Source organism: Methanobacterium sp. (assembly GCF_016217785.1).
Taxonomy (GTDB): Archaea; Methanobacteriota; Methanobacteria; order Methanobacteriales; family Methanobacteriaceae; genus Methanobacterium.
Genome location: NZ_JACRGA010000005.1, coordinates 67,562 through 83,259, shown reverse-complemented (window position 1 = coordinate 83,259; position 15,698 = coordinate 67,562). Strand labels below are relative to the sequence as shown.

The window sequence follows — 15,698 nt, the reverse complement described above, 5'->3', positions numbered from 1 at the left end:
TAATTAGTTCTCATCTGCTGGCTAAAGTCTTTTAAAAAAGAGGAGATAATCTAAATACTATGATGGGTAAGAAAACTTACCTTAAAAAGCTGACTTCCAAGTTTCAGATACCCTCAGTTGAGGTTGGTAAAGAATTAGAGGGTAGTACACCCCCTTCAGTATTCATTGGTAGCTGGAATTATCCCAAGGTATATGCAGGTCCCATGATCTCCCCTGTATCTGGAGATACCGCTATTATGGACACTCCAGAAGCATGGATTCCTGGTGATAAAAGCCAGGAGGATATTATTTCATACCGGATGAGTCTGGTTCGGGGTAAAAAGATGATTGGAATCACTGATCTGGATAACCGGATGGTGGAGAAACTCCAGGAGATCTCCCTGGCCTCAGGATCTATTGATAGTGAAGCAGAGTTCTGGAAAAAACCCAGAGGAGTTTCATTCAGTGAATACCAGGCCCCACATGGCCCCAGTGCTATTCTAGAAAAGTTCGAAATTGATAACGTCCGCTGGGACCGGGAACTGGAGAAGGTGTACTATGACACTGATCTACGGGCCCGAGAAGCACTTATGGATCTGCACCGAAAGGACATACCCTTTTCTCATATGCAGAAGGCTTTTTCTGTGGGCACCATGGGTGTGGATAAACGCAGACGCCTGGTTCCCACCCGCTGGTCCATAACTGCCTGTGACAGTACTATTGGAGATCAGCTACTTAAGGAAGTGAAGCATTATGAACCAGTGGATGTTCATCGAGTGTATGAGTTCCAGAGCCTGCAGAACTATTATGCTGTGCTCTTACTCCCCACCCCATGGCAATATGAATGGATGGAAGCCTTTTTAGAAGTTTTAGGGAAAGAAAAACTCATATTCTCAGATTATGAGAATTATAATGGTAAAAAAGAGTATTCACGGGTTGGGGGTTGTTATTACACTTGTAAAATGGCAGTCTTAGAAGCACTGGCTCAGGAAAAGCGTCAGGCTGGAGTTATTGTGCTTAGGGAGGCTTACTCTGGATACGTGCCTCTTGGTGTGTTTAACGTCCGGGAAAATGTTAGGAATGCAATGGCACAACCTTACCTGGAGTTTGAAGATATGAAAACTGCCCTGACCTATATTGACACCCGTTTGAAGCTTCCGGTAAACAGTTTCATCAAAAGAAGTGATCTTCTGCAGGATATCCTCCGTTCCAGACAGACCACCCTGGATTCTTACTTTAAATGATCAAAATTCAATGCCTAAAAAAGATTTATTAAAAGTGATTGAATGGAACTTTTCTTTAAAATGCCGTCAAAAGAAGCCAGGGAAGCCATGTGTGATGCTTCCCTCGAACTTGGAAACCGGTTCATGGGTAATGAGTATAAAAAAAATGCTGAAGATGCTATAAAAAAGGTTACAGGTCATGAACATGCCCGGGTGATGGGTAGTGGTAATGCGGCCATTATGGCTGCTATGAGCACCATGAAAGGGCCAGTTATGATTCCAGACCAGGGCGGTTGGAGTGGTTTTAGGAAGATTGCTGAGTTTTATGGGCTTGAATTGACATATTTATCCACCAAGATGGGTGTTATTCATCTGGAGACACTGGAAGAACAAGTGAAACTAAAAAGTCCTGAGTCTCTTTTCATTACCAGTTTTGCAGGTTACATGGCTGAGCAACCAGTTAAGGGGATTTACGATATCTGTGAGGATAATGGGGTGATTCTGGTGGAGGATGCTTCCGGATCAGTTGGTGATCCCCTGAAGAACCTTGCCTGTGGTGACCATTCCCATGTTATGGTGGCCTCCACTGGATCCCCTAAGATTGTTAATGTGGGTAATGGGGGGTTTATCTCCACCAATGAACCTGGAATTTTTAATAATGCGGGTTTCATCCTGAAAACACTCCAAAGTAGCCCGGTTACTTGTGCTGGCCTGGTAGAAGAAATTAAAAAAACTCCTGGAAATCTGGTTAAAACTATTGCTGCCTGTGAATTTCTGAAAAAAGAAATTGAATATGTTTTGCACCCTGAAAAGCGAGGAATAAACATAGCCATTCCACACGATGAACCAAAATCCATAGCCCGTTTACTTAGAAATAACCTTAAAGTAATGGGCGGAGGTATGATAACTGTTTGTCCTCGTTATGATAGAATTAATCAACCTGCGGTTTGTTTAGAAGTGAAAAATTTGGATATTGAATGCTTGAAAAAAGAAAATCTCAGGAAAATAGTGGAAATTGTGAAGAATACTATTTAAACGTTTTTTAAAACCTGAATTTTTGTGTAAACTTTTTTAGTTTAATATCCGTTTATATATTATTTGGCTTAAATTCCAGTTTAGACTGAAGTTTATAATCTTAAATCCATGTCGTAGATCAGATTTCAAGATTTAAAAGAGCGGTTCTTTCTATCATAACCCGTTCAATGTTTCCTGCACTCGTTATTTCCAGAGGGGAGATTTCATACAATTCTTGCAGTGCATCTACATCTGCCTGGAGTACTTCGTCGTGCTTTCTACCCAGAACTTTCTCCACCTGGTTCTGGATATTTTCTTCACAATCCACCGCCACCATACAGATATCCATTTTACCTTTTCCTATGCCTAAAATTTTAAGGGCTCTGGATATCTGCCTCTGGGATGAAGCTCGAACACATATTTCCAATCCCATGTCTTTTGCCGTGTTATTGTTCCGTTCAAATGCTTTAATGGCCTGGAATGTTGCCTGTAAGATGTGTTTCTCACCAGCTATTCCCCGGGCCTGTAGTAGTTGGATTATACACTTCCCACTGTTACACTCTGAACTTATATCCCGTATATAGCCCATTATCTCGTTTGTATCGTTAATTTCCCCTTTAAAACCAGCTATTTGTATTTCATGGTTCATGAAAGTGTACTGTCCCATTACTTACATCACCCCCTGAATGTCTCTAGGGATATAATTTCTTTAAATTCTCATCCATCGTGATATGATTCTTTAATTAATTCTTTTTAATATTTTTAATGAATTTTCACTAAAAAATAATAGAATTTCTAATAACTAGTTTGATATTTATAAGAGTTTTTCAGACTTTTTAAGCTTTTTATCAGTTAAAACTTTGTTTATACCGGCCAGAAATGCTTCTACACTGGCGTTTATAATATCGGGTTGTGTGCTCCTGGCGCTTACCACTTTGCCGTCGTGTTTGAGTTTTACCACCACATCAATAAGTGCATCGGTTCCTCCAGTTATGGCATCCACGTGGTATTCTTCAAATTCTATGTCAGCAACATCTTCTATGGTCTTTTTAATAGCCACTATGGCTGCGTCAACCGGCCCCACACCAACTCCTGCCTCTAATTTTTCAACATCACCAATTTTCAGTTTCACCGATGCAGTGGGTATTACCTTGTTTCCGGATACAATGGTTAGTTCCTGGAGTTCCACTGGTTTTTCCGCCATTACTCCCATAACATCTTCAGCTATGGCCTGTAAATCCACATCAGTGACGCATTTTCCCATATCCCCCAGTGCTTTTATTCTGTTAAATATTTGGGAGAACCTCTCCTGATCAACTATGAAACCCATCTCACTGATTCTTTCTTTGATGATATGAGAACCCACATGTTTACCCATAACGAAACGACGTTTGTGTCCCACAAGTTCGGGGGTTATAGGCTCGTATGTTTCAGCTTTCTTCATAACCCCATCAGCGTGGATTCCAGACTCATGGGCAAAGGCGTTCTCACCGACAATGGCCTTATTGGGCTGTAAGTACATCCCTGTTATCCTGGCCACCATTTTAGAGACTTCATATAACATGGAAAGTTTCACATTGGTCTTAACATCATATAGTGAATATAATGAAACTACTAACTCTTCCAGGGATGCATTGCCTGCTCTTTCCCCGATTCCATTGATTGTTACATGGGCCTGGGTTGCACCTGCTCTTAATCCACTGAGGGAGTTTGCAACAGCCAGTCCAAAGTCGTTATGGCAGTGTACACTTAATGGAACTTTTAACTCTGCCAGTTGCCCGTAAAATTCATAGGAACGTTCTGGGGTTAACATTCCCACTGTATCACAGGCACATATACGTTTTGCCCCGGCATCTATGCCTGCCTGGAATATCTCTTTCAGGTATTCCATATCACTACGGGTGGAGTCTTCTGCTGATAATTCCACCAGTAAACCATGGTCAACTGCGTACTGGGTTGATTCTATAGCCATGGTCTTCACTTCTTCGCGGGACTTGCGTAATTTGTATTCCAGGTGCAGGTCTGATGTGGGAACCACCAGGTGGATGCTATCCACATCACATTCCAGGGCAGCGTCAATGTCTACCTGAACTGCCCTGGTGAAGCTGCATATCTCCGCAGAAAGCCCTTCAGAAGTTACTTTTTTAATACCTTCCCTTTCCCCTTCGGATGTAATGGCTGAACCGGCCTCAATTACATCAACTCCTAATTCATCCAGTTTCCTGGCTATTAAACGCTTTTCATCCGGTGTTAAGGATATTCCGGGGGTTTGTTCACCGTCACGGAGGGTGGTATCAAATATTCTGGCTTTCATAGAATCACCAATCTTAGGATATGTAAAATCAATCAGAGTCCATAATGGTTTTTTTAAGTGTAATATATTTTATTAAATATGTTTTAAGCGGATTTTATTATACCAGTATTAAACTCATAGGTTATAATTAGTAACTGAAAGTTACACGCGCTGGATTATTACACATTGGATATTTAATCAAATTAGAATTTATTATTTAAAGAAATCTTTTTAAATTGAAGAGACCTTTATTGAAAGTATTGGGATAACTTGTGTTAAATTTTCGCCAGGACTGATATGACCCGGGTTAAACTTTTATGCATTCTTATGTGGTGCTGTTCTATTATTTTAAATTTTGTACCAGCCAATACCTCATCCAAATCTAGGTAATGAGGGGTGGCCAGACACATAAGGCCATCACCTTTTAATAATCCCTGTAAAGATTGCATTGATTGTTGGTATAAATCTTCACTCTTCTCTCCACCGGTTGATGCAGAGATACCATAGGGAGGATCAGTTACTATAGCATCAACCTTACTGGGAAGTTCCAGTTTCCGGGCATCCTCCCTGAAAACCTGATAATCGTGGACCCCACAGTGTTCTAGATTTTCTTTGGTTCCTTTAACCATTTTATAATCGATATCCGTCCCAATAACCCGGGTTCCGATAATTCCTGCTTCGATGAGGATTCCTCCTGTTCCGCAGAAGGGGTCCAGCAGGGTTTGGCCCTTTTTTATCCGGGTCAAGTTTACCATACATCGGGCCAATTTGGGACTCATTGATCCTGGATAAAAAAATGGTCTTTTATGGGGTTTGAGGTTAAAGAAGTGTTTTTTAGATATTTGACCTATACGTTGTCCAACAATAGCTTTACCGTCCCTTAGGAGAGTCCTGATGAAAATAGAAGGATCCTCCAGATTTACCCTAATATCTGGCTTCACTTTAGCCCGGATAATGCCCCCCATCTCCCATTCCAGTTTGGAAGTGTTAAATTGGGATTTTTTATCCACCTTCTTAACTCTAACAGCATAATCAGATTTGACAATATCATTCCAGGGATATTTTTCCATTTCCATGATTAATTTATCTTCATCAGTTTCTAGGAGGATCTGGAATACCTCATGAGTGAATGAGAGCCTCTTTATTATCTCCAGCATATTATCTGGAGTTTCATTTGGGATGTCCAGAATGAGAAGTCCTTCACGCTCTTCTTTAATGTGGTAGTTTATCCCCTCACATTCAAGAACAGCTTCAACCTCTGCCCGGGGGAGGGTGGTATGTTCCTTGGACAACATCAGGGCTATTTCCATAGGCTGGATATCCTCCAGGATAACATTTTAGGAAGAATAGAAAAAATAATACCTCTTTTGAACATTTCTTTAATCAGGGGTGATTGAGAGTCCATATCCCCATAGTGGGAAATTATGTCTTCTGCACCTTCCTGCTTTAGTTTTCCGAACATGTATTCCAGATCAGAGTCACTAAGGGATTTGAAGATCTTGTGTACCATTAACTGTACTTTTAGCTCTTTTTTGAATTGTTCCCTGTAATCTTTCGAGTAGTTCATAAGTAGTTCCATGTTTTCATTTTCCAGTGCCTTTGATGCTGCTCTTGAAGCTATCTCTGCACACACAAATCCCATTATAAGACCACCCCCGGTGGTGGGTTTAACCTGGGATGCTGCATCCCCCAAGAGAAGAACCCTGTCTTTGACCAGCTGTTTTTGGGGGTCATGTTTAGGGATGACACCATAATACTTTTTTAAAATGGTTGCTCCTTTAAGTTCGGAGCGTTTAGTTATTAATTCCTTGAGAATCACGTTTAATTGCTGATAACTGGTATCTGCAAATAGTCCTACCCGGGCTGTGGTTTCAGATAAGGGGATAACCCACAGAAAACCAGGAGATACTCTTGAGTCCACATAAAGGTGGACGTAATCTTTCTGGAACCGTTTTTCACCTACATCTATTAGGTACTGGGCTGCCTGGAAAGATTTTGCAGGAGGATTAAACGCACCGGATACAATTGATGAATGACCATCAGCTCCCACCACCACATCCGCTGATATTTTGGCGTTTGGATTGTTCTTAAGATTTATAACCCCGCTAACAGAATCAACTTTCTCAACCCTGTGGTTTAAAAATATATCTACCCCAGAATCTGTGGCAAGGTCTGCTAAAAACTTATCGTAACCTACCCTGTCCAGAACGTATGCTTCTGGTTTTTCTTTACTGACTGAAAGTACAGTATTTTCAGGAGAGTGAAGAAATGCTCCGTGGACTGGGTTAATGATAAATTCGTCGGGTAAAATATTCACTTTTTTGATTTTCTTACCCAACAGTCCTGCACACTGGAGTGGAACACCAATTTCCTTTTTTTTCTCAAGGATGGCTACTTCAAAGCCTTTTTCAGCCATTTGTCTGGCAAAGGTTGAACCCACTGGCCCTCCACCCACCACTGCCACATCGTAGTTTCTCATGTTAATCTTAGGATCAGGATTTATTTTGCAATTTAAATATAAAAATTAAAATTCGGAGTAATTTGAATTCATACACCTATAGGGCATATATTACACTCTAATATTCACAGGACTATCTTTTAAACTTTTGGTCATATTCTTCGATGATTGATTTTTTGGGTGTTTTGCTGCGCTGGGGTTTGAAACCTACCTCTTCTCCCACCATAACCCGGTCAATTATATCCTCCACTTCCCTTGGATTGGGAACGTCCTCTAAGCGGATGTTGGTATGTTCATGGCCACCATAAATTTCTATGTCTCCTGCGGAAAATATCCGATCAACTATACCCTGGTAAACATCAATGTCCTGAATCTTGCTGTAATGTATGTATGATTTTTTCCTTCTGATCAGTCCTTTTTTTACTATCACCCTCTGGTTGGTGAGCTGATACTTCTTCCGCTTCCAGGATACCACATCCAAGATTATGGATAATATTAGGAGGATGATAATCAGTATAAGAACATAGAATGTGGCTTGAATCAGGGGGATCTGCACCATCTGCACCACATATTCCTGCATAGATATTGCTAATGCTATTATACTCCTGAAAAAGTAAAATATCAGTAATGTAATTATTAATTTAAGAATGGTCGATTTCAGGTTGGCTAAAAATCGGGGTCGGGTCTGGAATACTACCCTTTCCCCGGGATTTGAATTACTCTTTCGGTTAAACATTCTATTTCTACCACCATTCACTATGAAAACTTTTCATCTTATTATAACTATTATAACTATGTTTTTAGTATAAACTTCACAATCTAAATAGTTTATCTGCATCCTTTAACTAATCTTTAGGTAATGATAAAAAAAAGGATCCTTATCCAGGAAACCAATATTTTACTCACAGCAGATATTGAACCACATTATCTGGTTAGTTTCATTACCAAATGTAGAGAAGAACTGAAAACTTATATTAGAATGAATAATGAATTTCAAACAAGCCTGGAACCCTTGAAAGTTGGTGAAGCACCCCTAATTGTGAAGATGATGGCAGAATCTACTGATATAGCTGGTGTGGGACCTATGGCTGCTGTCGCCGGGACCATATCCCAGCTTACCCTTAACTTTTTACTGAATCAGGATGCTCGATATGTAATCGTGGATAATGGAGGAGATGTCGCCCTTAAAACTAATGAAGATGTGATTATGGGTTTATATGCAGGTGAATCATCTTTATCTGGAAGGATAGGATTTAAGATCAAATCCCGCAAGACTCCCCTGGGAATATGCACATCTTCCGGTACAGTGGGTCATTCCATCAGTTTTGGCCAGGCAGACTCAGTTACCGTGTTTGCTTCTTCTGCCAGTGTAGCTGATGCACTGGCCACCTCCATTGCCAACCACGCCACCGGAAATGGTGAAGTTGAGCAAGTAGAGAACTGCCTGGGGAAAGCAGAGGAATTCCGAGAACATCTGCGGGGTGTTCTGGTAGTGGTAGGAGAATCAGCAGGCACAGTGGGAAAAATCCCCGACCTGGTGGAAACCAATAAAAAAGTAGTTTTAGGGGATCTTTTCGATGTTTATTAATCTTTTTATTGATTAATATTGATTTAATAAATTCAATATCGGCCCAATAATAATTTAAAGCCCGGATAAAGGCATTACATTTATTTCTTCATCTTTTTCAATGATCTCCACATTCTTAGGTACTTCAAAATAACCATCTGCCTCAGCAAGAGCAGTTATTGCACCGGAATCTTTTAATATGGGATGGGCAATATCCTCCTCTATTTTTACCAGTACAAAGTGACTTCTTCCCCTGGCAGAATGATATCTTCGGGATAATTTGAGAACAGATCCCTCTTTTTTCTCCATGAATTTTTTAACACCGGCAACCCCTCTTAAGAAAGGAGCTACGAATCCATGGAAAATCATCAAAGCAGATACAGGATATCCGGGAAGTCCAAACAAAATGACATCAACATCCCCCTCGGGTAAAGTACCAATTAAAGTGGGTTTACCTGGTTTTACTGAAATTCCGTGGACCAAAACTTCCCCTATATCATCCACCACTTGGCGCAAAACATCCCCTGCACCAGCTGATGTTCCTCCTGAAGTGATTATAACATCAGCATGTTTATACTGATCTATTTTATTTTTTATGGAAATATAATCATCTTTTGCTATTGTGGAAGCTAAAGGTATGCACCCACAGGATTTAACTGCATTTGATATGGACTCAGAATTAATATCATATAATTTTCCGTGTTGAAGCTCTTCATCTGGTTTTATCAACTCATTACCAGTGGATATGACTGCTACGGTTGGCTTGGTAAAAACTGAGATTTTATCGAGGCCAATTGCACTTAAAGCCCCGATTTTATCGGCAGTTAAAAGAGTACCTTCTGATAAGAGGAATTTTCCCTTTTCAATGTCGGATCCCCTGATGGCCCAATTGGTTCCAGGAGTAACTGCCTCCAGTATGTCCACCTTGTTTTCTTTGATATCAGTGACTTCGACCATGACCACTGCATCGGAACCATCTGGCATGGGAGCACCGGTACCCACTTCACTGCAGGTTCCTTTTTCAACCTTTTTGGAAGGTACGTCTCCGGCTCGGATTTTCTCAATCAGATCTAATGTGATGGGATTATCCTCTGAAGCCCCGAAAGTATCCTGGGCGCGTACAGCATATCCATCCATAGATGCCCTGTCAAATGGGGGTAGATCAATGGCTGCATAAACATCTTCCGCCAGAACTCGCTGATAGGCATCACTCAAATTAACGTTTTCAATCTTCCGTTTTATGTTCAGTGAGTCTATGATTTTTTTCACATCATCTGGATCCATTAGATTTAAGAATTCTTTGCCCATGATACACCTCAAAAAGGGGGTTTAAAAAACTGATTATTTGTGAAATCGATTATGTTTTTTTATTTTTCTTATATAACAAACAATTATTTCATTTATTAATTAGTTTTGGTTTTGAGTTGATATTCTATTAGTTGATATTTCCATTCATTATCACTGATGGAAAAATATGAATGGGAAAAATCTTTAAGATTTAAAAACTTTAAAAATTTAAAAAAATAAGGGGAAGACTCTAACCTAGACATGTATTATAGGGTAGATCAAGTTTTTGATGAGTATTCATTCTAAAAATTAGGATTTTAACTCTTTAAAGGTAGAATAAGTAAAAATATGATCGATTCTGTAATATAAAAAGATTCTGTTATAAAAAGATTCTGTAATATAAAGGAAATTTAGAGTAATTAATAAATTTGTCTTCAAAAACCGTGCCTGTGGGCAAGTTTATCTGAAATTACTCTAACGGACTTATAATCACAAATTAGCGTTTAACTCCTCTTCCTCTTTTGCTTCCTAGTTTTGCATGTTTTGCTCTAGTTCTTTTTTTAGTTCCTTTCACTTTTGCCATTTTCTCAACTCTTATATTTTATTAACATGTATTGTATTGAAAGATTTTACTAAGAAAAACTTAATATAATTTAACTTAGTGTAAGCTGACTTAATAATCCAACCCATATAATTCATTTCTCAAACAGAATTGGCCAGCTAATTCCCTTTCAGCTAATATTCTTTTTTTAGTCTATAAACCTAGTGAAAAATTATTATTCTCCAATGATTTAGAATACAAGATCACTAATATTTTTTTATATTCTAGTATATAACTTATATATAAGTTGTCAATGTTTTTTAAAAAGATAACTTTAATTGAATTTCTTACTTATTTAAAGTAGTTTATGGTTTATGTTTTTTTTATTGGTGAATATTTATATATTATATTTCTATATTTCACATTCACTTTAAAAAAAGCATAAATGCGCTTTTTTATATACATCAAAACACTAATATAAAAAAGAAGGTTAATGTTAAATGATCAAATGGTAATGTCATTGGTAATAGTTAGTTAGATATCCAATGAATAAGTGGTACAGCTATCTTACAATATAACTGATGATCTATTGATCTTTTATCTATGTCATCATTTTAATAAAAGGAGGAGAGTATTTGAGCAGAGGAAATAGTCGCGGTCCGCAAACACATGAAGTAAGAAGGGTCAGGTCCCCTAGAAGGGGAGAAATACCAGGAGTGGTGGAACAGATCATGGGACATGGTAAACTTAAGGTACGATGTGCCGATGGTAAAATAAGGCTTTGCCGTATCCCTGGAAAGATGAAGAAAAGAATCTGGATTCGAGAAGGTGACGTCGTCCTAATCAAGCCATGGGCCTTCCAGACTGATGAAAAAGCAGATGTTATCTGGAGATATACCCGAACTGAATCCAACTACTTAGAACGTCGCGGATTTCTCAAACTATAAAACAAATGTTCATTACCCGGTAATGAGCGCATCCTCATTTTTCCATCAAAGAATTCCAATTTAAATAATATTTCGAATTACATTTTTTGGGATACACTGGTGAAATGGATTTCTGGCTTAATTTTTAAGTTAAGATCATATTTCACACATTTTTATTCCTTACTTATGAGCTAATTTTAATGGGTAAATTGGATAATTCTACCCATTTCCAAGGAAAATAACTGATGTGCATCATATGGAATCCCAAGAAACCAAATCAGATATTAGTCTGCAGAAGATGCGGGAAGTAAAGCGTCTTAAAAGCGTGGAAGATAGGAGGGTGGGTAGTGAAGTCTTTGATAGAATTACCCTGAAAACTCTGTACAAGCTGGCTAATCAAGGTTATATTCACCTTTTAAATGGAGCTATAAGCACTGGGAAAGAGGCTAATGTCTTCAAAGGAGCGGATGAGGATGGTAAAATTGTTGCAGTTAAGATCTATCGGGTCACCACATCTGATTTTAAGAAAATGCAATATTACATCCAGGGAGACCCACGTTTCAATGTTAGGAGCAATAACAAACGTCAGTTAATAAATAACTGGGTTTTAAAGGAATTCAAGAACCTTAACCGGGCATGTGAAGTAGGAGTGCGCGTACCCCAACCAATTGTAGCTAAAAATAACGTGCTGGTCATGGAATTCATTGGAGACGATGATGGAAGCCCAGCCCGTCTTATGAGGCAGTCAAAAATTTCTAACCCAAAATACGTCTCTGACAAAATAATAGATTATGTTAAAAAGCTTTATAATGATGCAGAACTGGTTCATGGAGACCTATCTGGTTTTAACATTCTCATGCAGGAGGATGAGCCAGTTATAATTGACTTGTCCCAAGGTTTAGTAGTTGATCATCCCATATCAGAGGAGCTTCTAAACCGGGATATAGAGAACTTAAGTAAAGATTTTAAAAAAATGGGTATTGAAATATCCCATGATGAGATTAAAAGAAAGATTATGGATTTATGAGGATAGAAAAGTATATCTTAAAGGATAACGTAATATCATTTAGAACTAGAGGTGAAATTTTGCCCAATACAGAATATCTGAAGATCCCCAAGGAAAGAGTGGGAGTACTTATCGGACCACACGGAAAAACCAAAGAGATCATTGAAAAAACCACCGAAACATGTATTGATGTAGACAGCGAAGCCGGAAGCATAGCTATATCCCCCCAAGAGGATGCTGAAGATCCTTTAGCAGTTTGGAAAGCTCGTTATATGGTTAAAGCCATAGGTAGAGGTTTTAACCCGGAGATAGCCCTTAAACTAACTGATGATGATGTGATGCTGGAGATCATCAACTTGCCAGATTACGTGGGAAAGTCTAAAAAGGCTGTTTTAAGACAGAAAGGACGTATTATTGGTAAAGATGGTAAAACCAGAGACATCATCACAGAAATGACAGGTACTTACGTGTCAATCTATGGTAAAACTGTGTCCATCATTGGAGAAATGGAACATCTACAAATTGCCAAGGAGGCTGTGGAGATGATTTTAGATGGTGCTAGGCACAAAACAGTTTACTCATTCCTGGAACGTAAAAAACAGGAAATGAAACTAAGAGAAATAAAGATGGGACCATCTTATATACTCAAAGATTAATTCACTTATTTAAAATCAAAAACTAATTAAATTGTGATTGATTGAATAATTTTAAACTAATTGAAGAATAAATAAAAATCCATTAAATGGATGGAATATTAAAATAGTTAAAGGAGGCATAGTTTGGAGCGAGAAGCAGCTGAACTATTTGAGGAATTTAAAGAACTCACCGCATCTGAATTTTTCAGAAGAAACAAACAGATGCTGGGTTTTTCCGGTAAAATCCGGTCCCTGACCATGGTATTCCACGAGCTGATCACCAACAGCCTGGATGCTGCAGAAGAGGCAGGAATACTCCCTGAAATAAAAATAGACCTCAAACGTTTAGATAAAGATCATTACATACTTAGACACACTGATAATGGGCCTGGAATCCCCGAACCATTCATTACAAAGGTATTCAGTACCATGTTCGCCGGTTCCAAGTTCAGGAACATCCAGTCTCGTGGTCAGCAGGGATTAGGGTGCAGTGGTTGTGTCTTACTATCACAGATGACCACTGGAAAACCAGCCAAAGTTATATCTGGCTATCAAGAGGGTGACCGGCTTAAAGGAGTTGAGATGACCTTTAAGATGGATGTAAAAACTAACAAAGGCCTGGTCTTAGAAAGGAAAGATGTGGAAGTGCAATCTACCGGGGTTTCAATTGAACTCCACTTTAAAGATGTTTCATATTCCCTCTCAGAACAGGGCGCCTACGAGTACATCCGCCGGACCATGATCGCCAACCCACATACCAAGATCACCTTCCGAGACCCCACTGGACATAAATACATCTTCAATCGGGCCGCAGACATCATCCCACCTTTACCTAAGGAAGTACTTCCCCATCCAAAAGGAGTTACTGCTGATGATCTGATATTCATGGCCAAACACACCGATAAACGCCGTTTTAGAAGTCTTTTAACCAGTAATTTATCCAGGATGTCCACCAAACGGGTGAACGAGATCCAGGGGATCACTGGTATTGACCTTAACAAACGTCCCAAGGACATGAAATGGGAGGAAGCAGAACAGATCGTGGAAACTTTCGCCAAGATGGATTTCATGGCACCCCCCACCTCAGGTCTCATACCCATAGGTAAGGAGCAGATAGAAAAGGGAATTAGAGAGATTTTAAATCCTGAATTCGTAGCCACCACCACCCGAAAACCAAAAACATTCCGTGGAGGAGTTTCATTCATCATAGAAGCAGGTATTTCCTATGGTGGAGATTCCGGAAGAATGGTTGGTGAGCAGAGAAAGGCGGAGATCATGCGTTTTGCTAACCGAGTTCCCCTTGCCTTTGACCAGGGAAGCTGTGCCATCACTGAAGCACTTAAAAGTGTGGACTGGAAACGTTACGGTATAAGGGACCTGGACAACGCACCCATAACTGTTTTTGTGAATATTGTATCCACCAACGTACCATACCTATCCACAGGTAAGCAGAGTGTGGCTCCAGAGCCAGACATTCTCCATGAGGTCAGACAGGCCACCATGAAAATTGCCAGGAGCATGCAAAAGTACATACGTGCTAAAAAAGCCGCTAAAGAAGAAGAAATGCGTTCAAAGATCTTTGAAAGCCTGGTTCCAGTTATAATCCGTGAGGCAGCAGTGCTTGCCGAGAAAGATGTTCCGGAATATGATGTAGTACTAGCTAAAGTTACACGCAGATCCAACTACGAAGGCGTGGTTCAAGATGAATAAGAAAGATATTGCCGTTAACAAACTCAAAAGCCTGGGCGATATAATACTGGAAGATGTTCACCAGAACAATGTCCCAGCAATTAAAGTTCCATCACGAGGAACATCCAACATAGTCTACGATACTGAAAAACGTTACTACGTACTGGGAGATCGCTATGGGAAACGATCCCTGGGTAATGTTAAACAGATCAGTAAAATAGCCCAGATGGTTTACGTTGCCAACTTCTGCAAGGACCTGGTCCGCCGTAACAAGACCGCCACTTTAAGGGAGATGTACTACGTTTCTGAAGGATGGGACGTAGATTTCGGAGACCAGCAGGAGTCCAACATCGTTGGAGAGGATCTGGAAGTTACCCTGGGAATGACCCGTGAAGACCTGGGCTTAATGCCTGAAGAAGACGGAGCATCAGTATACGGCAAAATCACTATGCAAGAAGATGATGTGGAGATCAACGCCCTGAGATCTGGTAAATCTGGTTACACTATATCTCCTACCATTGATGATGTTAAGTTCCTGGAACATGACGTGAAACGAGTTATTGCCGTGGAAACCATGGGTATGTTCCACCGTATGGTTCAAGAAGAAGCTTACAAAAAATTCGACACATTAATTGTTGGTTTGAAGGGTCAAGCTGCCCGTGCAACTCGCCGTTTCCTTAAAAGGGTTAATGAGGAACTTGACTTGCCAGTTTATATCATGAACGACGGAGACCCATGGGGATTTCACATCGCCATGGTTATCATCAGCGGAAGTGCCAAACTGGCCCACGTGAACCACCAGCTGGCAACACCTGATGCCAGGTTCCTGGGTGTTACCGCCTCAGACATCATCAACTACGACCTTCCCACAGACCCCCTTAAAGATATTGATGTTTTAAGGCTTAAAGAACTCTCCAAAGACCCCCGTTACAAGGATGAACACTGGCAAGTTGAGATCAAGAAGATGCTCAAGATCGGGAAAAAAGCAGAACAGCAGTCCTTCTCTAAGTATGGACTGGAGTACGTGGTTGACACTTACTTACCTGAAAAACTCGATTCAATGGAATAAACTACCAAAAC

At 39.8% G+C, this 15,698-nt stretch carries 14 protein-coding genes; 8 read left to right on the top strand and 6 right to left on the bottom strand.

The annotated features are described in order from the left end of the window. The first annotated feature begins 59 nt into the window (after nt 1-59). Nucleotides 60-1,223 (top strand): Nre family DNA repair protein, encoded by a 1,164-nt coding sequence (locus HY987_RS01795; protein WP_292754971.1) that lies wholly within the window; start codon nt 60-62, stop codon nt 1,221-1,223. A 42-nt stretch (nt 1,224-1,265) separates the two neighbouring features. Continuing rightward, complete coding sequence (locus HY987_RS01790; RefSeq protein WP_292754968.1) at nt 1,266-2,237, top strand: DegT/DnrJ/EryC1/StrS family aminotransferase; 972 nt, start codon at nt 1,266-1,268, stop codon at nt 2,235-2,237. Between the two features lie 118 nt (nt 2,238-2,355). On the opposite strand, the gene cgi121 is transcribed toward HY987_RS01790, so the two are convergent. The 5 genes from cgi121 to HY987_RS01765 form a co-directional block, all read right to left on the bottom strand. After that, entirely contained in the window at nt 2,356-2,883 is a 528-nt protein-coding gene (gene cgi121, locus HY987_RS01785) for a KEOPS complex subunit Cgi121 (protein WP_292754965.1), read from the bottom strand. A gap of 147 nt (nt 2,884-3,030) precedes the next feature. Further along, the gene (locus tag HY987_RS01780) at nt 3,031-4,530 is read right to left on the bottom strand and encodes a (R)-citramalate synthase (RefSeq protein ID WP_292754962.1); all 1,500 of its coding nucleotides are present in this window, start codon (nt 4,528-4,530) and stop codon (nt 3,031-3,033) included. A 254-nt stretch (nt 4,531-4,784) separates the two neighbouring features. Continuing rightward, entirely contained in the window at nt 4,785-5,819 is a 1,035-nt protein-coding gene (locus HY987_RS01775; protein ID WP_292754959.1) for a TIGR01177 family methyltransferase, read from the bottom strand. Further along, nucleotides 5,810-6,988 (bottom strand): NAD(P)/FAD-dependent oxidoreductase, encoded by a 1,179-nt coding sequence (locus HY987_RS01770; protein WP_292754957.1) that lies wholly within the window; start codon nt 6,986-6,988, stop codon nt 5,810-5,812. The genes HY987_RS01775 and HY987_RS01770 overlap by 10 nt, the downstream gene beginning before the upstream one ends. Nucleotides 6,989-7,100: 112 nt before the next feature. Then, nucleotides 7,101-7,703, bottom strand: coding sequence for a PH domain-containing protein (locus HY987_RS01765; RefSeq protein ID WP_292754954.1), 603 nt, complete (start codon nt 7,701-7,703; stop codon nt 7,101-7,103). Between the two features lie 123 nt (nt 7,704-7,826). On the opposite strand from HY987_RS01765, the gene HY987_RS01760 reads away from it, so the two are divergent. Further along, entirely contained in the window at nt 7,827-8,555 is a 729-nt protein-coding gene (locus HY987_RS01760; RefSeq protein ID WP_292754951.1) for a UPF0280 family protein, read from the top strand. Nucleotides 8,556-8,609: 54 nt separating this feature from the next. Here HY987_RS01760 and glp read toward each other — a convergent pair whose 3' ends face one another. Further along, nucleotides 8,610-9,842: a gephyrin-like molybdotransferase Glp gene (gene glp, locus HY987_RS01755; RefSeq protein WP_292754948.1), complete on the bottom strand. Its 1,233-nt coding sequence runs from the start codon at nt 9,840-9,842 to the stop codon at nt 8,610-8,612. A gap of 1,155 nt (nt 9,843-10,997) precedes the next feature. Between glp and eif1A the strand changes: the two genes are divergently transcribed. The 5 genes from eif1A to HY987_RS01730 all read left to right on the top strand — a co-directional run bounded on the left by eif1A (nt 10,998) and on the right by HY987_RS01730 (nt 15,687). Beyond that, on the top strand, nt 10,998-11,309 hold the full coding sequence (eif1A, locus tag HY987_RS01750; protein WP_292754945.1) for a translation initiation factor eIF-1A: 312 nt from the start codon (nt 10,998-11,000) through the stop codon (nt 11,307-11,309). 235 nt (nt 11,310-11,544) lie between these two features. Beyond that, nucleotides 11,545-12,315, top strand: a complete 771-nt coding sequence (locus HY987_RS01745) for a serine protein kinase RIO (protein ID WP_292754943.1) — start codon at nt 11,545-11,547, stop codon at nt 12,313-12,315. Nucleotides 12,316-12,374: 59 nt separating this feature from the next. Beyond that, nucleotides 12,375-12,950 (top strand): KH domain-containing protein, encoded by a 576-nt coding sequence (locus HY987_RS01740; protein ID WP_292754940.1) that lies wholly within the window; start codon nt 12,375-12,377, stop codon nt 12,948-12,950. 123 nt (nt 12,951-13,073) lie between these two features. Further along, nucleotides 13,074-14,639, top strand: a complete 1,566-nt coding sequence (gene top6B, locus HY987_RS01735; RefSeq protein WP_292754937.1) for a DNA topoisomerase VI subunit B — start codon at nt 13,074-13,076, stop codon at nt 14,637-14,639. Continuing rightward, entirely contained in the window at nt 14,632-15,687 is a 1,056-nt protein-coding gene (locus HY987_RS01730) for a DNA topoisomerase IV subunit A (protein ID WP_292754934.1), read from the top strand. The genes top6B and HY987_RS01730 overlap by 8 nt, the downstream gene beginning before the upstream one ends. Nucleotides 15,688-15,698 lie beyond the last annotated feature (11 nt).